Source organism: Pseudomonas tensinigenes, assembly GCF_014268445.2.
Taxonomy (GTDB): Bacteria; Pseudomonadota; Gammaproteobacteria; order Pseudomonadales; family Pseudomonadaceae; genus Aquipseudomonas; species Aquipseudomonas tensinigenes.
Window position 1 is genome coordinate 483,177 of the sequence record NZ_CP077089.1, and the last position, 18,008, is coordinate 501,184.

The window sequence follows — 18,008 nt, forward strand, 5'->3', positions numbered from 1 at the left end:
GATCTCCGCCGAATCCATAATCGACTCGGTCTTTCAGGTCGATGTTTGACGCCAGACACCTCGGTCGGCTCCCTCTCCCAGAGGGAGAGGGGACTGATTGGGGGATGCTGTAGAGGTACGCCGATGTGAAAGATCTCCGCCGAATCCATAATCGACTCGGTCTTTCAGGTCGATGTAAAACGCCAGACACCTCGGTCGGCCCCCTCTCCCTCCGGGAGAGGGCTGGGGTGAGGGTGCTGTTGATCTTGACCTCAGGCCACCTGAGCCTTCAACGCCCGCCTCAACGCTACCAACAATTTCACAATCTCCTGCGGATCCAGTCGCTGCGGCACTTTTACGTCCATGTTCTCTTCCTTGTTATGTAATTGGCCGGGGGGAGTCTGGCCAAAAGCTGTTCATCCTTGGAGGGCTTTCGTGAAAAAAAGATCCGTCCTACAGCGCAAAGGAAAATAGCCTTCTTATTCCTTCCCGGCAAACCCACAAGATAGTTTTTTGGGTGATATCAATATGCTTTAACGGTATTTAAATTCTTGTTTTTATACCTATAAAGTCGGTGCTTGCCGGACAGCCATCCGCTGTCCATGGACTGCACCACCGTCGCTTACCGAGCGATGTCCAGGACGTTTCATGACCTTCGATTACGCTTTTATCCTCAGCACCCTGCCGGCGTTTCTCAAAGCCGTGGGCGTGACGCTGCAGGTCGGTTTTATCGCCATAGGCACCTCGCTGCTGGTGGCGCTGCTCAACGCGACGATTCTGGTGTTCCGCACGCCGTACCTGCAAAAACTGGTCGGCCTGTATGTGGAGCTGGCGCGCAACACGCCGCTGTTGATCCAGTTGTTTTTCGTCTACTTCGCCTTGCCGGCAGTGGGGGTCCAGGTTTCCGGTTTCACCGCCGCGATCATCACCATGACCTTCCTCGGCGGCGCTTACCTCACCGAAGTGCTGCGTGCCGGCGTCGATGCGGTGCCGCAGGCGCAACTGGAATCAGGGCGCTCGATCGGCCTGTCCCACGGCCAGTTGCTGCGCTACGTGATCCTGCCGCAAGCGGGGATTCTCAGTCTGCCGTCGTTGTTTGCCAATTTCATTTTTCTGCTCAAGGAAACCACCGTGGTCTCGGCGGTGGCGGTGCCGGAAATTCTCTACACCACCAAGAGCTACATCGCGCTCTATTACAAAACCTACGAAATGCTCGCCGTGCTGACGCTGATCTGCGTGCTGCTGTTCCTGCCGCTGTCGCTATTGCTCAGCCGTTTGGAAAGGAGGCTCCAGCATGGCCAGTTCGGGTCTTGAACTGCTCTGGGTGTCGTTGCCGCAATTGGCCAAGGGCGCCGGACAAACCTTGTCGATCTCGTTTCTGAGCATTGCCATCAGCACTGTCGGCGGCGTGCTCTACGGCGTGTTGCGCACGCTCAACGTGACGTGGCTGAATGCGATTTTGCGGGTCTATCTGGAGCTGTTCCGGGCGATTCCGGTGCTGGTCTGGTTGTATCTGTTGTTCTTCGGTCTGCCGATTTTCTTCGGCCTGAGCATTCCCAGCTTTTGGTGCGCGGTGCTGGTGCTGTCGCTGTGGGGCGCCAGCGAGGTCGGCGAAGTGGCGCGTGGTGCGCTGCATTCGTTGCCACGCGGACAGCGTGAAGCGGGGCTGTCGATCGGTCTGAACGCCGCGCAACTCTACGGCTACGTGTTGCTGCCGCAAGCACTGAAACGCATGACGCCGCCGACCATCAACGTCTACACGCGAATCATCAAGACCAGTTCGCTGGCGGTGCTGATCGGTGTGGTCGACGTGATCAAGGTCGGCCAGCAGATCATCGAGCGCACTTACGAATCGGTGCTGATCTACGGCGCGCTGTTCCTGTTTTTCTTTTTCATCTGCTACCCGCTGTCGGCCGCCTCGCGCGTGCTGGAGCGGCGCTGGACGCAAGCATGAGCGCATTGATCGAGTTTCACGGCTTCAACAAATTTTATGGTGAGCAGCAGGTGCTTAACGGCATCGATCTGCAGGTGCAGAGCGGTGAAGTGATCGTCATCCTCGGCCCCAGCGGCTGCGGCAAAAGCACCTTGCTGCGTTGCCTCAATGGTCTGGAAGAAGCCCACAGCGGCAGCCTGAAATTTCTCGGCCGTGAGCTGCTGGGCAAGGCCACCGACTGGCGCGAGATCCGTCAGCAGATCGGTATGGTGTTCCAGAGTTATCACCTGTTTCCGCACATGAGCGTGCTCGACAACCTGCTGCTCGGCCCGCTCAAAGTGCAGAAGCGCCAGCGTCGCGAAGCGCAGCAGCAAGCCGAAGCCCTGCTCGAACGCGTTAGCTTGGCCGACAAGCGCGACGCCTTCCCGCGTCAGTTGTCCGGCGGCCAGCAGCAACGCATCGCCATCGTCCGCTCGTTGTGCATGAACCCACGGGTCATGCTCTTCGACGAAGTCACCGCCGCCCTTGACCCGGAGATGGTCAAGGAAGTTTTGCAGGTCATTCAGGGCTTGGCCCGCGAAGGCATGACCCTGTTGATCGTCACCCATGAAATGGCCTTCGCCCGCGCGGTGGCCGACCGCATTGTGTTCATGGATGCCGGGCGCATCCTTGAACAGAACCCGCCCGAGATTTTCTTTACGAACCCGCAAACCGCACGCGCGCAGCAGTTTCTGGAGAAGTTCTCCTTCGTTGCAACACTGCCAAAAACGAATCCGACAAAGGAACTGGAACTGTTATGAAAACTGCCGCTTTTTTACTGCCCCTGCTCAGCCTCGCCTTGCTTGCCGGTTGCAGCAAGACCGAAGAACCGCCAAAACCGAAAGTCGCCAGCGAAAGCACCGCGCCGGCTGGTTATCTGGACAAGATCAAGGCTCGCGACAAGTTGATTGTCGGCGTCTTCACCGATAAGCCGCCATTCGGCTTTGTCGATGAGGCCGGGCGCTACGTCGGCTTTGATACTGATATCGGCCGGCGTTTCGCCAAGGATCTGCTCGGCGATGAAAACAAGGTCGAGTTCGTTGCTGTTGAACCCGCGAGCCGCATCCCGTTCCTGCAAAGCGACAAGGTCGACCTGATCCTCGCCAACATGACCGTCACGCCTGAGCGCAAGGAAGCGGTGGAATTCACCAACCCGAACCTCAAGGTTGCGGTGCAGGCGTTGGTGCCGCAAAGCAGCTCGGTGAAAAGCCTCGATGATCTGGCGACCCGCACCACTATCGTCACCACCGGTACCACTGCGGATATCTGGCTGACCAAGAATCATCCGGACTGGAAACTGCTCAAGTTCGAGAAAAACTCCGAATCGCTGCAAGCCTTGGCCAACGGCCGTGGCGATGCCTATGCGCAGGACAACCTGGTGCTGTTCAGCTGGGCCAAGCAGAACCCGGGCTATCGCGTGCTGGATGAAAAGCTCGGTGCCGAAGCGCCGATTGCGCCGGCGGTGAAGAAGGGCAATATCGAGCTGCGTGACTGGGTGAATACAGAGCTGGTCAAGCTGGGTGAGGAGAAGTATCTGCTCAAGCTGTACGACCAATATGTGCGTAAAGAGCTGAGCGATGACACCAAGCCTGAGAGCGTGATTGTCGAGGGTGGCAAGTGGCAGGGGTGATTGCCTGTTGAATCGGTGGTGAGGCCTGCCCCTCACCCCAGCCCTCTCCCGAGGGAGAGGGAGCCGACCGAGGTGTCCTGCGTCATACATCGACCTGAAAAACCGAGTCGATTATGGATTCACAGAGTCATTTTCAGGTCGGAGTAATTCAACAGCATTCCCCAATCAGTCCCTCTCCCGTAGCGAGAGGGAGCCGACCGAGGTGTCTTGCATCAGACATCGACCTGCGGAACCGAGTCGATTATGGATTCACAGATGCATTTTCACGTCGGCGTAGTTCCCGAACATCCCCCGGTCAGTCCCCTCTCCCTCTGGGAGAGGGCTAGGGTGAGGGGCTTTTGGCTGGAACGCTCAATCCGGCCAATGCCACGCCGGCTCATCCAGCACCCGCTGGCCGACAATCCCGGTCTGCCCCAGGGTTTTCTCCAGCACAATGCAATTGCACTCGGGATCTTCCTGCAATGCCGAAATCAACCGCCGCGCATGTGACACCACCCACACCTGACATTGCTCCGAGGCACGGATAATCAACCGCGCCAACGCTGGCAACAGATCCGGATGCAGACTGGTTTCCGGTTCGTTCAGTACCATCAATGACGGTGGCCGTGGCGTCAGTAATGCCGCGACCAGCAGCAGATAGCGCAGCGTCCCGTCCGACAACTCCGCCGCCGATAACGGCCGCAACAAGCCTTCCTGATAAAACTCGATGGCAAACCGTCCACCAGCCTGCGCTTCGATATGCACCCGCGCGCCAGGAAACGCATCGGTAATCGCCGCACGCATCGCATCCCCATCACCAATCTCGATGATGGTCTGCAACGCCGCCGCCAGATCCCGCCCGTCGTGATACAGCACCGGCGTGCGCGTGCCCAATTGCGGCTGGCGCACCGGTGCATCGGCATCGCTGCGAAAGTGATCGTAAAAGCGCCAGCGGCGAATGAACTCACGCATCTGGAACACTTCCGGTGAGCTGCGCAGGCTGCCGACCTGATCGAACAGGCTGTCGAAGTTCGGCGTGTGTTGCGCCAGCACATCCCATTTTCGTTCGGTGCGTGCGCGGATCATCGGGCCGTCGCGATCGACCAGCAGGCTGGCGGGGCGGTAAAGCGGGCCGGCCCAGATGCATTCGCGCTTGATCTGCGGGTCGAGGCTGAAGCGCGAAGGGATTGGTCGCGAATGCTCGGGCAGCATGAAGTGACCGTTGGAATCGGGCAGCCCGAGGCTGATCGAATAACTGAAATCTTCCCCGGCGAACCCCAGGCGCAGTCGCTTCACCCCCTGGCGCACCGTCGACTGAATGGGCACTTCGCCGTTGCGCATACGCCGACTGATGGTTTCCGGCCCGGCCCAGAAGGTCGACTCCAGTCCGCCTTCACGGGCCAGCGCATTGACGACGCCACCCTGCGCGGTTTCCGCCAGCAAGCGCAAGGCGCGGTAGAGGTTGGACTTGCCGCTGCCGTTGGGGCCGGTGATCAGGTTCAGCCGGCCCAGCGGGATCACCAGTTTGTTGATCGAACGGTAATTGGCCACTGCCAGAGTGTTGAGCATGGAATTCCTTCTCTTGAGGCGCCCATTGTAGGAGCTGCCGAAGGCTCCTACAGGGAAATGTTGTGATCGCGCAGGCGAAGGCGGAACCCTGTTCTAAGCTCACAGTCGTATCGTCACTTGCACGTTCGTACACAGGAAGGAGTCTGCATGGCGAGTCCCGGTTTGAAAACAGCGGTCATGCTGAGTCTGTTCACCTTGGTGACCGCATGTGGCGAGAAAAAAGCCCCCGCTGAGTACCTGCCACGGGTTTTTGTACAAGAGGTCAAACCCACGGATTACGCGGCTTCGGTGACATTGACCGGGGACGTGCAGGCGCGCGTGCAGACCGAACTGTCGTTCCGCGTCGGCGGCAAGATCATCCAGCGCATGGTCGATGTCGGCGATCGCGTCACCGCTAAACAAGTGCTGGCCAAACTCGACCCCAAGGATTTGCAGACCAACGTCGATTCGGCTCAAGCCCAGGTAGTCGCCGAACAAGCCCGGGTGAAACAGAGCGCTGCGGCCTTCGTGCGCCAGCAAAAACTCCTGCCCAAGGGCTACACCAGCCAGAGCGAATACGATTCCGCCCAAGCGGCGTTGCGCAGCAGCCAGAGCGCCTTGAGCGCGGCGCAGGCGCAATTGGCCAACGCAAAGGACCAGCTGAGCTATACCGCGCTGATCGCCGATGCCCCGGGGGTGATTACCGAGCGCCAAGCCGAAGTCGGCCAGGTCGTGCAGGCCACGGCGCCGATTTTTTCGTTGGCCCGCGATGGCGACCGTGACGCGGTGTTCAACGTCTACGAATCGCTGCTGGCCGAGCGTCCTGCGGATCCGTCGATCGTCGTCAGCCTGCTCGATAACCCTGCCATCAAAACCACCGGTACGGTGCGTGAAATCACCCCGGCGGTGTCGGCGCAGTCCGGCACGGTGCAAGTCAAAGTCAGCCTCGACAGCCTGCCACAAGGGATGCAGCTGGGCTCGGTGGTCAGCGCCACCGCCAAGGGCAGCGGCAAGTCGGCAGTCGAATTGCCATGGTCAGCACTGACGAAAAACATCAGTGATCCGGCGGTGTGGATGGTCGACGATAAAGGTGAAGCGCAGTTGCACAACGTGACCGTCGGCCGCTACCTGATCGGCAAGGTCATCATCAGCGAAGGCCTCAAGGGCGGGGAGAAAGTCATTGTCGCCGGTGGGCAGTTGTTGCATCCCGGCATGAAAGTCGAAATCGCTGAAAACACCTACAAGGATCTGCAGCCGGGAGCGCAGCCATGAAGCGTCTGGGACTGTTATCCGTGGGCGTGTTGCTGGCGGCCTGCTCGAAAAGCGAGCCACCTCCGGAGCCGGTACGTCCGGTGTTATCGGTCAAGGTTCAGGCGCTGAGCGAGGAAAGCCTCGGGCGTTTCGCCGGCAGCATCCAGGCGCGTTATGAAAGCAACACCGGTTTCCGCGTCGGTGGCCGCATCGCCAGCCGCAACGTCGATGTCGGAACCGAAGTGCAAAAGGGCACGCTGCTCGCCACCCTCGATCCGTCTGATCAGCAGAACCAATTGCGTTCGGCCCAGGGCGATCTGGCCAAGGTTCAGGCACAACTGATCAATGCCCAGGCCAATGCCCGCCGTCAGCAGGCGCTGTTCGATCGTGGCGTAGGAGCGCAGGCACAACTGGACATCGCCACCACGGACTTGAAAACCACCCAGGCCTCGCTGGACCAGGCACGGGCGGCGGTCAATCAAAGCAAGGACCAGCTCGGCTACACCGAACTGCGTTCCGACCATAAGGCCGTGGTCACCGCGTGGAATGCCGAAGCCGGGCAAGTGGTGACGGCGGGCCAGCAGGTCGTGACTCTGGCGCAACCTGACATCAAGGAAGCGGTGATCGATCTGCCCGACACCCTGGTCGATCAGATTCCCTCCGACGTGGTGTTTCTGGTGGCCGGGCAACTCGACCCGAGCATCAACACCACGGCAACCCTTCGCGAGATCGAACCACAGGCGCAAAGTGCCACGCGTACGCGTCGCGCACGCCTGACGCTGGCCGAGACACCCGACGGTTTCCGCCTCGGCACGGCGATCAGCGTGACCCTCAGTTCGGCGATCAAACCGCGCATCGAATTGCCGGCTACCGCTGTGCAGGAGGTCGACGGCAAACCACGGATCTGGGTCATCGACACCCAGAGCAAAACCGTCAGCCCCCGCGACGTCAGCGTGATCAGCCGCACCGACAGCAGCGTGGTGCTCGCGGGCGGCGTGAAGAATGGCGAGCGCGTGGTCAGCGCCGGCGTCAACAGCCTCAAACCCGGACAATCGGTAAAACTTGACGAGGACAGTCAATGAAAGGCTCTTTCAACCTCTCCGAATGGGCCCTCAAGCATCAGTCATTCGTCTGGTACCTGATGTTCGTCGCGTTGCTGATGGGCGTGTTCTCGTACTTCAATCTGGGCCGCGAAGAAGACCCGTCGTTCACCATCAAAACCATGGTGATCCAGACCAAATGGCCGGGCGCGACCCAGGAAGAAACCCTCGCGCAGGTCACCGACCGCATCGAGAAAAAACTCGAAGAACTCGACTCTCTCGACTACGTGAAAAGTTACACGCGCCCCGGTGAATCGACGGTGTACGTGTACCTGCGCGACACCACCAGCGCCAAGGACATCCCGGAAATCTGGTACCAGGTGCGCAAGAAGATCGACGACATTCGCGGGCAGTTCCCCCAAGGTATTCAAGGGCCCGGGTTCAACGACGAGTTCGGTGATGTGTTCGGCTCGGTCTATGCCTTCACCGCCGACGGCCTGACCATGCGCCAGTTGCGCGATTATGTAGAACAGGCGCGGGCCGAGATCCGCAATGTACCGGGGCTGGGCAAGATCGAAATGATCGGCCAGCAGGACGAAGTGATTTATCTGAACTTCTCTACCCGCAAACTCGCGGCGTTGGGTATCGATCAGCGTCAGGTCGTGCAGAGCCTGCAATCGCAGAACGCCGTGACCCCGGCCGGTGTGATCGAGGCCGGCCCTGAGCGGATTTCCGTGCGCACTTCCGGGCAGTTCGCCTCGGAAAAGGATCTGGCCGAGGTCAATCTCAAGCTCAACGACCGTTTCTATCGTTTGGCTGACATCGCCGACATCACGCGCGGTTACACCGATCCGGCTACCCCGGAATTTCGCTTTGACGGCAAACCGGCCATCGGTCTGGCGATTGCCATGCAGAAGGGCGGCAACGTTCAGGAGTTCGGCAAGGCGTTGCACCAGCGCATCGATGAACTGACCGCAGACTTGCCAGTTGGCGTGGGTGTGCACACCGTGTCCGATCAGGCGGTGGTGGTGGAAGAAGCGGTCGGTGGCTTTACCAGTGCCCTGTTCGAGGCGGTGATCATCGTGCTGGTGGTCAGCTTTATCAGCCTCGGCGTGCGTGCCGGTCTGGTGGTGGCGTGCTCGATTCCGCTGGTGCTGGCGATGGTGTTTGTGTTCATGGAATACAGTGGCATCACCATGCAGCGGATTTCTCTCGGCGCACTGATTATCGCCCTCGGCCTGCTGGTGGACGACGCGATGATCACCGTGGAGATGATGGTCACGCGCCTGGAAATGGGCGAGAGCAAGGAGGAGGCCGCGACGTACGCGTACACCTCGACGGCGTTCCCGATGCTAACGGGGACGCTGGTGACGGTCGCCGGTTTCGTGCCGATCGGCCTCAACGCCAGTTCCGCCGGTGAGTACACCTACACGCTGTTTGCGGTGATTGCCGTGGCCATGATTGTGTCGTGGATTGTCGCGGTGTTCTTCGCTCCGGTGATCGGCGTGCACATTCTCAGCGCCAACGTGAAGCCCCATGACGCCGAGCCGGGCCGCGTCGGGCGTGCGTTCAATGGCGGTCTGTTGTGGGCGATGCGCAATCGCTGGTGGGCGATCGGCATCACCGTACTGCTGTTTGCCCTGTCGATTTTTTGCATGCGCTTTGTGCAGAACCAGTTCTTCCCTGCATCGGACCGCCCGGAAATTCTCGTCGACCTGAACCTGCCACAGAACGCCTCCATCGACGAAACACGCAAGGCAGTCGACAAGCTGGAAGAAACCCTCAAAGGCGACCCGGACATTGTGCGCTGGAGCACCTACATCGGTCAGGGCGCGATCCGTTTCTACCTGCCGCTCGACCAGCAATTGCAAAACCCGTACTACGCACAACTGGTGATCGTCAGCAAAGACTTCGAGGCCCGTGAGGCACTGAGTCAGCGTCTGCGCGAGCGCCTGCACAAGGACTTCGTCGGCATCGGCAGTTACGTCCAGGCGCTGGAAATGGGCCCGCCGGTGGGGCGGCCGATCCAGTACCGGGTCAGTGGCAAGGACATCGATCAGGTGCGCAAGCACGCCATCGACCTCGCCACCGAACTGGACAAGAACTCGCACATCGGCGAGATCATTTACGACTGGAACGAGCCGGGCAAAGTCCTGCGCATCGACATCGCCCAAGACAAGGCGCGGCAGCTCGGGCTGTCGTCCGAAGACGTGGCGAACCTGATGAACAGCATCGTCAGCGGCGCGCCGCTGACCCAGGTCAACGACGACATCTACCTGATCAATGTGGTCGGCCGGGCGGTGAATTCGGAGCGTGGTACGCCGGAAACCCTGCAGAATCTGCAGATCGTTACGCCCAACGGCACATCGATTCCGTTACTGGCGTTCGCCACTGTGCGCTATGAGCTGGAACAGCCGCTGGTGTGGCGTCGCGACCGCTTGCCGACCATCACCATCAAGGCCTCGGTGCGCGACGAGATCCAGCCGACCGATCTGGTGAAACTGCTCAAGCCGTCGATTGATGCCTTCGCTGACAAACTGCCAGTGGGCTACAAGGTCGCCACGGGCGGTACGGTCGAGGAAAGCGGCAAGGCCCAGGGGCCGATTGCCAAGGTCTTGCCGTTGATGCTGTTTTTGATGGCGACCTTTCTGATGATCCAGTTGCACAGCGTGCAGAAGATGTTCCTCGTCGCCAGTGTCGCGCCGCTGGGACTGATCGGCGTGGTGCTGGCGCTGGTGCCGACAGGTACGCCGATGGGCTTCGTGGCGATTCTGGGGATTCTTGCGCTGATCGGCATCATCATCCGTAACTCGGTGATTCTGGTGACGCAGATCGATGAGTTCGAGAAGAAGGGCTATGCGCCGTGGGATGCAGTGGTCGAGGCGACTGAGCATCGGCGCCGGCCGATCCTGCTGACCGCGGCGGCGGCGAGCATGGGCATGATCCCCATCGCCCGGGAAGTGTTCTGGGGGCCGATGGCGTACGCGATGATTGGCGGGATCGTGGTGGCGACGTTGCTGACGTTGCTGTTCCTGCCGGCGCTGTATGTGGCCTGGTACAAGATCCGCGAGCCGAAGAAGGACGCTTCGTCATCGACCCACTGAGTGCGTTTGTTACACCTTTGGGAAAGGTCTGACTTACAACTGTGATGCCTTGCGTTACCGTCCTTCCTCCATTTGGAGGAGGGACGCCCGATGTCGACTGTCACTTGCTGGTTGCGCCAACTGCTGTTAGTGGCCGGCCTGTGCCTGTCGCCTTCATCGCTGGCCGAAACGCTGCTGCAAAACCCGCTGTGGCGCGTACAGCTCGACCCCGCAACCCTCGCCGTGCGAGTCACCCCGGCCAACGGCGCGACTGTGCAGGCATCGACGGGCGTCGCTGCGCACAGGATCAGCAACCTGGTGCAACGTGACAATCGTGTCGACTGGCAATGGGACGATGGCGCCTGGACACTCAGCGTTGATCTCGATCAACGCGACCTGAACTTCTCGATCACCGCACGCGCCCCGGCTGAACTTGAGTTCTTGCGCCAGCCCGGCAATACCATGGGCAAGGGCCTGATCTGGCCCTTGGCCGAGGGCCATTATGTGCCGCGCGGCGATCCGGTGTGGCAGGCGTTTCTGGTGAGTCAAGGGGTGCTCAATGCCACTCAGGATATGAGTCTGCCGATCTGGGGCGTCGAGCATGAGGGATTCAGTCTCAACTGGTTGCTGAGCAACCCCTACAACAATCAACTGCTGTTCAGCGCTGAGGGCGATGCGCTCGCGTTGTCGGTGCGGCATCAATTCACCTCACTCAAGCCGTCGACAGCGCTGACGTTCAGCCTGTTTCTGGGTGACGCCGAGCCGCTGGCCGGTGCCAAGCGCTACCGACAATGGCGGATCGACACCGGCCGTCACGAAAGCCTGAGCAGCAAGCTTGAGAAAACACCGACATCGCGAAAGCTGTTGGGCGCCAGTCATGTCTACCTGTGGGGTAACGATCTGCTGGGGCAAAAGGATGTGCGTAACTGGCCGGCGTTGCTTGGCAAGTTGCGCGGCCAGACTGACCTTGCCGGTGCGTTGCGCGGCGGCATGGATACTGAAGCCTTGCAGCTGCTCGCCACGCAGACCGTGCTCAATCGTTATCAGCAAAACATTCTGCTGCGCAGCCTCAATCGGGCGCTGAACACTCAGGCTCGCAAAACCTGGCAGGCCCGCGCGGTGCCGGACATGCAAGCACTGGTCAACGGTTACGCTGCCCTGCGTGGCCAACTGGCCCGCGAATTCGCCGGTGCCGTGACAGCCAGGCCTGAGCAATGGGGCAGCACCCTGTCGCTGGACTCCATTGCGCAATTGCAAAACGCCGGGCTGTCGCGCTTGTGGCTGGGTCTTGGTGAGGGGTGGGAGGGCGGGCTCTGGCATCCCGAGGCGGTTCGAGCAGGCGTGCAGGCCGGGTATCTGCTGGCACCGTATGATTCTTACGAGACGGCGCTGAGTCGGAATGAGAACCCGGACTGGACCACCGCGCATCTGGGTGACACGGCTTACCGCGAGTGCGCCATCGTGCTGGAAAACCGCACGCTGAAAAGCGGCTTTCAGCAATCAGGTCACTACACCGACCCACGTTGCGTGCGCCCTTTGCTGGAGAAACGAGTCAAAGCGGTCAGCGTCGCCGCCGGTTTCAACAGCTGGTTTCTCGACGCCTACGCCACAGGCATGGTGTTCGACAGCTACCGTGCGGATGCCCCAATGACACAGGCACAGAACGCCGAAGGCAATGTCGAGGCGTCGCGCTGGATCAATGAACTGCTGCAATTGCCCAGCGGCTCCGAGGATGGCAATGCGACCACGGCTCAAGGCGTGCTGTTCGCCCATGGCATGCAGACGCCGGTGATCGGCTGGGGTGATGCCGACATGAGTAAAAATCCGGATTCCGAATACTTTGTCGGCAAGTGGTTTCCGCCGGAGCAACCGGCCGTGTTCTTCAAATCCGTGCCAATAAAGGAACCGTTGCGGCGCATTCACTTTGACCCGGCCAGCCGTTTGCCGCTGTATCAAGCGGTGTTCCACGGCTCGCTCATCACCACCCATCACTGGTTGTTCGACAGCCTTAAATTGAGCAACGCAAGGGTGGAAAACGAACTGACGCAATTGCTTTACAACGTGCCGCCGCTGTACCACCTGAGTGCGGCAACGCTGGCGCAGCGACTGCCGCTGATGGCCCGCCAGGATGCATTCTTCCGTCCGCTGCATGAGCGCCTGGCGACGCAGGCACTGACCGGTTTCCAATGGCTGAGCGAAGATCGGCGGGTGCAGCAGACTTCATTTGAAGACGGCACTCGGCTGCTGGCCAACTTCGATCCAGCCCCGCGTGAAGTGGACGGTCGGACCCTGCCCGGCGAGAGCGTCACGCTGCTGCTGCCGGAAGGTACCGTCAGCCACTACCGGGTGCAGGCAACTCCCTGACTCAGCCTTTGCGCCAGACGCTGGCCAACCACGGCTGCTGCTCGCGCGGCAGGCCTGCGGGACGGAAGTAGTGTTCCAGTTCGACGAATCCGGCGCGGGCAAGCAGCCCGCGCCATGCCTCCAGATCGTGATACGAGCCATAGCGCGGCCCGTTCCAGCCCTCGCGGTTATCCCCGCGCGGGTTAGAGCTGAACAGCACACCGCCCGGTTTCAAGGTATCGCGCAGCTGTTGCAAAACCCGTGGCAATTCCTGCAATGGCACATGAAACAGCACCGCGTTGGCGAAGATTCCGTCGAAGCGTTCGGCGGGTAAATCAAGCTTGAGGAAATCCTGGCACCACACTTCACAGCCACTGTCGTCACGGGCCATCCGCGCAAACTCGGGTGAGCCGTCGAGCCCGACCGCGACGTGCCCCATGCGTGTAAACGTCTGCAGATCCCGTCCCGGTCCACAGCCAAAATCAAGAATCGCTAACGGCGCTACGCCCTGGATGTGCCGCAACAGCGCCTCGATGTTCTGGCTGACATCGTGAGCGCGGGTGCCCTCACGGAAGTCTTCGGCCACTGAGTTGTAGTGGGCAAGGGTGGTGGCGGTGATCTGTTCCAGGTCGGTCGGAGTCTGCTTCATGGTCGGTTCGTGGTGGCAAGGACGATGGGCAGACTATAAGCGCTTTCGCGCTTTAAAAGATCGCAGCCTACGGGCCTTGTATCTTCATTCACCAGAAAGCACAAAACCCCGGCGCCTGTGCAATACATATGTACCGCACGCAGTAGCGCGCTGCGGGATGTAATGACGCCTGCGCGATAGACCACTGTCGCGATGTCTGCCCTGTTTTTTTATCGGGGGGGAATCACTCAGGAAAAGGATGTTCATGAGCATTGTTCGCAAACCTGGCACTACCTCGCCAACCAACCGTAACCCGGTGAACGCCACACCACTGCGGAAAAGATCCGGCAGTTCGCCATCCGGCGACGGGACTCCCGTGAAGATTTACCGTTCTGATACGGATCCAGCTAACCAGGAGGCGGGGGCGCATTTCCCCGCCGTTACGATTGCGCCGTTGCACTCTGCCCAGATCCGGCCGGTGTCTGCGCAAGTCAAAACCCTTGAACGCTACAGCTTGCGCGCGCCAGCCAACTTGCCTGCCGCCAATGCTCAAGGCCTGCGCGTGTACAAGAACCGAAAATATGTCGATATCGCCCCCGGCGAGATCGTCCTGGTTCGGGAAACCGGCACAGTCGGTGAATATCGGGCATCGCTGGTCTCTGAATCGGCGGCGTTGGGCCCGGCCTTGTTTCTTGATCCGCGCAGCAAGATCTGGACACTCGAACGGCCTCAACCGTTAACCGGTCCAGGCAAAGTGATTGACATCGACATCGATGAGCTCATTGGCGAGCTCAGAAGGGAGCATGCGCAAAAAAACCGGGTTCATACCGGTAGCGATGACTCGTTTGAGTACACGGCGGCACAGGAGGGCGCGCTGGTCGCCCGCGGCTTGAAGCAGTTCTCGCCGGAACAGGTGGCGATCATTCGCTCAGAACTGAAAGCGGTTGAAAACATCTTCGCTGATGCCAGCCACGCCATTGGTCTGAAATACCGGGATGCGGATGCCGTTTACGAAAGTTTCTTCGGCACCGGGCACCTCAACGTTGCGCAACGATTCTCTGATTCGGTCGCGCGCGGTCTGGCGGTTTCCAGGGAATACCAGGGGGTTTGGGGCGGTGAAAAATTCCTCGGCGTCGATGCGCACAGCAATAGCGCGGCGTGGATGTACAAAAGCGATTTCCACGGCCGGCTGTTCATCAATCGCAAGTACATGCAGCGCGGTACATTGAGCCTGTCGTTGGGCCATGAAATGTTGCACACCAACAGAATCGACCGGTTCCAGGCCATCGGGCCCAACGCCGCGGACTATTTCTATCTGGACGGCCGACTGGGTCGTTTGCTGATCTGGGATTCGCTAGCCGCGTACGACGTTCCCGAGCGCGGCGTCTCCGAGGCAATCATGCGTGGCGGTTTGACGGTCGACTATCTGAACGCGTTTTCACACGATCACGATGCCTTCCTGTTCGCTGTCAGTGATTACCTGGGTATCGGCGACGATCTGCAACTTCAGGCGGCGGTTGACGCGTTCAACGCCAGTCCGCCGTTGCGTGCGCAGTTGGCGGTGAACAACGCTGACAGCCTGATTTGTGCGGCAAAAGCTCTGCAAGTGCTGCATCAAAACAAAAGTGAATATTCGTGGCTGGACAGCCTGATTGAAGATTAAGACCGGCGCCCCTTCAATTCAGTTGTTTGAGTGTGTACCTGCTAGTTCTTACAGTTTCGGAACACCGTCAAAGCGCTCATTCTCCACTCTAAGGTGAGAAAGGACGCTTGTGACCATGAATGTTCACCATGCCGCCGCCACTGTCGGATCATTGAGCCACGTTCGCTGATGATCCGCAGTGATGTCGATGCTCTGATTGAAGAAATAGCGCCGCCGCAGTCGGTCAGATTTATCCCGATTCCCAAAAAACAAACCTTCTTTTTTTCAGCGCTTGTTGAGACCCCGCGCCAACCGATCCCCACCCAACTGAATCACCGCCACCAGAGCCACCAGCAACACAATCACCGTCAGCATGATCTGGCTGTCAAAGCGCTGATACCCATAGCGATAGGCGATATCCCCCAACCCACCCGCGCCAATCGCCCCGGCCATGGCCGACGAGTTGATCATCGTCACCAGCGTAATGGTGAAACCGCCGACAATCCCCGGCAGCGCCTCTGGCAACAGCACATGCCAGACGATGTGCCAGCGCCGACAACCCATCGCTTGCGCCGCTTCAATCAGACCATGATCAACCTCGCGCAGACTCACTTCGGCAATCCGCGCAAAGAATGGCGTAGCGGCAATCGTCAGTGGCACCACGGCAGCCCAGACACCGTACGTAGTGCCGACAATCAAGCGGGTAAACGGAATCAGCGCGACCATCAGAATCAGAAACGGGATCGAGCGGAACAGGTTCACGAACGCCCCCAACGCACGGTTCAACACTGGCGCTTCGTAGATCCCGCCCTTGTCGCTGGTGACCAGAATCACCGCCATGGGAATCCCCACCAGCAGCGCGATCAGTGATGACACACCGACCATCAGGAAGGTGTCGATAAAACCCTGCAACAAGCGATCAAACCACATAACCCAATACCTCCACGCGTTGCGCCCATTGCGCGGCGCGCTCACGCAATTGCTCGGCGCTGAACGATGTACCGCTGACGGCGAGCAGCAGTTGCCCCAGCGCATGCCCCTGAATCCGCTCGACACCGCCTTGAAGCAGCTTCACCCGACCACCTAATGCCGCGAACAGTGCCGCCAGATCCGGCTCATCACTGGCGCTGCCGGTGAACTGCAAGCGCAGCACCACAGCGGCGTCGGAGGAGGGCGGCTGCGCCTGCAAACGGCTTTGCAATTCTTCCGGCAGCGCGTGTTGCAGCGGCGCCAGCAAGGTTTGGCTGACCTCATGCTGCGGATTGCCGAACACTTCCCATACCGGGCCTTGTTCGACAACCCGCCCGTGCTCAAGCACGACAACGCGGTCGCAGATTTCGCGGATCACTGCCATCTCGTGAGTGATCAGAACGATGGTCAGGCCCAGGCGATTATTGATTTCGCGCAGCAGGCCGAGGATCGACTGGGTGGTCTCTGGATCGAGCGCCGAAGTAGCTTCGTCGCAGAGCAGAATATCCGGGTCATGCACCAGCGCGCGGGCGATGCCGACACGCTGTTTCTGCCCGCCGGAAAGCTGCGCCGGATAGGCCTTGTGCTTTTCTTGCAGGCCGACCAGTTCGAGCAGTTCGCGCACCTTTTTCTCGCGTTGTTCTTTCGGCACACCCGCGACTTTCAGCGGCAGTTCGACGTTCTGCCAAACCGTCTTGGCCGACATCAGATTGAAGTGCTGGAAGATCATGCCGATGCGCCTGCGTAGCGCTACCAGACGGTCTTCATCGAACTCGCCGATGTCGACCTGATCGATCAAAACCCGTCCAGACGTCGGCTGCTCCAGGCGATTGATCGTGCGTATCAGCGACGACTTGCCGGCGCCGCTGCGACCAATGATGCCGAACACTTCGCCGCGCTGAATTGCCAGATCGATGCCCTGCAAAGCCGCGACCGGGCCTTGCCGGCCGTTGTAGGTTTTGCCCAGACCAATGAAGCGTACGTGGGCGCGATTCAGCTCGGGGTGCAGCTCGGTTTTTTCAGCAGTGTGTGGCTCTGGAGTTTCCAGTCGCCGTTGGATCGCGGCCGTCATGCTCAGCTTTCCCAACCGGCTTGATACAGCTTGCCATGGGCTTTATCCAGCGCCGCGCGAACGACCGGCGAATGCTGGTAGATGTCGACGAATTTGATCAGGCGCGGGTCGGTTTTGCTTTTCGGCTGGATGACGAACTGGATCACGTATTCCTTGTGGTCGAGGCCGTCGAACAGCAGCGCCGAACCGGCATCGAAAGTCTTCGCCAGACGAATGTAGGCCGGGTAGCCCTGGACCAGATCGGCGTCGTCATAGGCGCGCACCAGTTGCACGGCTTCGACTTGCAGAATCTTGATCTTTTTTGGATTAGCGACGATGTCGTCTTCGGTGGCCTTGTAACCAACGCCCGGTTTCAGGGTGATCAAGCCAGCCTTGGCCAGCAGCTGCAACCCGCGACCGCTGTTGATCGGATCGTTGGCGATGGCGACGCTGGCGCCTTCGGGCAACTCGTCGAAGCTTTTGTATTTTTTCGAATAGAGGCCGACGTTGTTGATGATCCCCGGGGCGAACGGCACCAGATCAAAACCCGACGCGGCTTTGGCGTTTTCGAGGAACGGGATGTGCTGGAAGTAGTTCACGTCGATGTCGCCGGCGGCGAGGCTGACGTTCGGCGCGATCCAGTCGCTGAACTCCACCAGTTCGACTTTCAGGCCTTGCTTGGAGGCTTCTTCGACAGCGGCTTCCAGCGGGATGGCGAAGGCGGCGGTGGTGCCGATTTTCAACGGTGCGTCGGCGGCGAAGACTGCCGAGCTGAACAGGCCGAGGGCCAGGACCAGTGCTTTGACTGGGTGGGACAGGCGTTTCTTGGTCATGATGAGTTTTCCAGTCAGTGCATAAATTTGTGGTGTATTGGATGGCCTCTTCGCGAGCAG

At 59.9% G+C, this 18,008-nt stretch carries 14 protein-coding genes; 9 read left to right on the forward strand and 5 right to left on the reverse strand.

The window, feature by feature from the left end; genetic code table 11:
- Positions 1-627 precede the first annotated feature (627 nt).
- Genes HU718_RS02115 through HU718_RS02130 form a run of 4 tightly spaced genes read left to right on the forward strand, consistent with a single transcriptional unit; the run spans position 628 to position 3,581 of the window.
- Positions 628-1,293 (forward strand): amino acid ABC transporter permease, encoded by a 666-nt coding sequence (locus HU718_RS02115; RefSeq protein ID WP_095113915.1) that lies wholly within the window; start codon positions 628-630, stop codon positions 1,291-1,293.
- Positions 1,274-1,933: an amino acid ABC transporter permease gene (locus tag HU718_RS02120; RefSeq protein ID WP_007918714.1), complete on the forward strand. Its 660-nt coding sequence runs from the start codon at positions 1,274-1,276 to the stop codon at positions 1,931-1,933. Before HU718_RS02115 ends, HU718_RS02120 begins: the two co-directional genes overlap by 20 nt.
- Positions 1,930-2,712 (forward strand): amino acid ABC transporter ATP-binding protein, encoded by a 783-nt coding sequence (locus tag HU718_RS02125; RefSeq protein ID WP_186616652.1) that lies wholly within the window; start codon positions 1,930-1,932, stop codon positions 2,710-2,712. Before HU718_RS02120 ends, HU718_RS02125 begins: the two co-directional genes overlap by 4 nt.
- A complete protein-coding gene (locus HU718_RS02130) occupies positions 2,709-3,581 on the forward strand; it encodes a transporter substrate-binding domain-containing protein (protein WP_150708887.1) in 873 nt (290 codons plus the stop codon). Before HU718_RS02125 ends, HU718_RS02130 begins: the two co-directional genes overlap by 4 nt.
- Positions 3,582-3,932: 351 nt before the next feature.
- Here HU718_RS02130 and HU718_RS02135 read toward each other — a convergent pair whose 3' ends face one another.
- Positions 3,933-5,129: an AAA family ATPase gene (locus HU718_RS02135; RefSeq protein ID WP_186616651.1), complete on the reverse strand. Its 1,197-nt coding sequence runs from the start codon at positions 5,127-5,129 to the stop codon at positions 3,933-3,935.
- Positions 5,130-5,276: 147 nt separating this feature from the next.
- On the opposite strand from HU718_RS02135, the gene HU718_RS02140 reads away from it, so the two are divergent.
- The 4 genes from HU718_RS02140 (at position 5,277) to HU718_RS02155 (ending at position 12,846) form a co-directional block, all read left to right on the forward strand.
- Positions 5,277-6,380, forward strand: coding sequence for an efflux RND transporter periplasmic adaptor subunit (locus tag HU718_RS02140; RefSeq protein WP_150731268.1), 1,104 nt, complete (start codon positions 5,277-5,279; stop codon positions 6,378-6,380).
- Complete coding sequence (locus tag HU718_RS02145; RefSeq protein WP_127925420.1) at positions 6,377-7,441, forward strand: efflux RND transporter periplasmic adaptor subunit; 1,065 nt, start codon at positions 6,377-6,379, stop codon at positions 7,439-7,441. The genes HU718_RS02140 and HU718_RS02145 overlap by 4 nt, the downstream gene beginning before the upstream one ends.
- Positions 7,438-10,503 (forward strand): efflux RND transporter permease subunit, encoded by a 3,066-nt coding sequence (locus HU718_RS02150; RefSeq protein ID WP_186616650.1) that lies wholly within the window; start codon positions 7,438-7,440, stop codon positions 10,501-10,503. Before HU718_RS02145 ends, HU718_RS02150 begins: the two co-directional genes overlap by 4 nt.
- Positions 10,504-10,593: 90 nt before the next feature.
- Positions 10,594-12,846: a glycoside hydrolase gene (locus HU718_RS02155; RefSeq protein WP_186616649.1), complete on the forward strand. Its 2,253-nt coding sequence runs from the start codon at positions 10,594-10,596 to the stop codon at positions 12,844-12,846.
- Between the two features lies 1 nt (position 12,847).
- Here the strand turns inward: HU718_RS02155 and HU718_RS02160 are convergent, their stop codons facing one another.
- Entirely contained in the window at positions 12,848-13,474 is a 627-nt protein-coding gene (locus HU718_RS02160) for a class I SAM-dependent methyltransferase (protein ID WP_186616648.1), read from the reverse strand.
- A 244-nt stretch (positions 13,475-13,718) separates the two neighbouring features.
- On the opposite strand from HU718_RS02160, the gene HU718_RS02165 reads away from it, so the two are divergent.
- Positions 13,719-15,116, forward strand: a complete 1,398-nt coding sequence (locus HU718_RS02165) for a hypothetical protein (protein ID WP_225936834.1) — start codon at positions 13,719-13,721, stop codon at positions 15,114-15,116.
- Positions 15,117-15,380: 264 nt separating this feature from the next.
- On the opposite strand, the gene HU718_RS02170 is transcribed toward HU718_RS02165, so the two are convergent.
- The 3 genes from HU718_RS02170 to HU718_RS02180 are packed head-to-tail and all read right to left on the reverse strand — an operon-like array spanning position 15,381 to position 17,948.
- Complete coding sequence (locus HU718_RS02170) at positions 15,381-16,025, reverse strand: methionine ABC transporter permease (protein WP_034151854.1); 645 nt, start codon at positions 16,023-16,025, stop codon at positions 15,381-15,383.
- A complete protein-coding gene (locus HU718_RS02175) occupies positions 16,015-17,136 on the reverse strand; it encodes a methionine ABC transporter ATP-binding protein (RefSeq protein ID WP_186616647.1) in 1,122 nt (373 codons plus the stop codon). The genes HU718_RS02170 and HU718_RS02175 overlap by 11 nt, the downstream gene beginning before the upstream one ends.
- A 2-nt stretch (positions 17,137-17,138) precedes the next feature.
- Positions 17,139-17,948, reverse strand: coding sequence for a MetQ/NlpA family ABC transporter substrate-binding protein (locus tag HU718_RS02180; RefSeq protein WP_186616646.1), 810 nt, complete (start codon positions 17,946-17,948; stop codon positions 17,139-17,141).
- Positions 17,949-18,008: the final 60 nt, after the last annotated feature.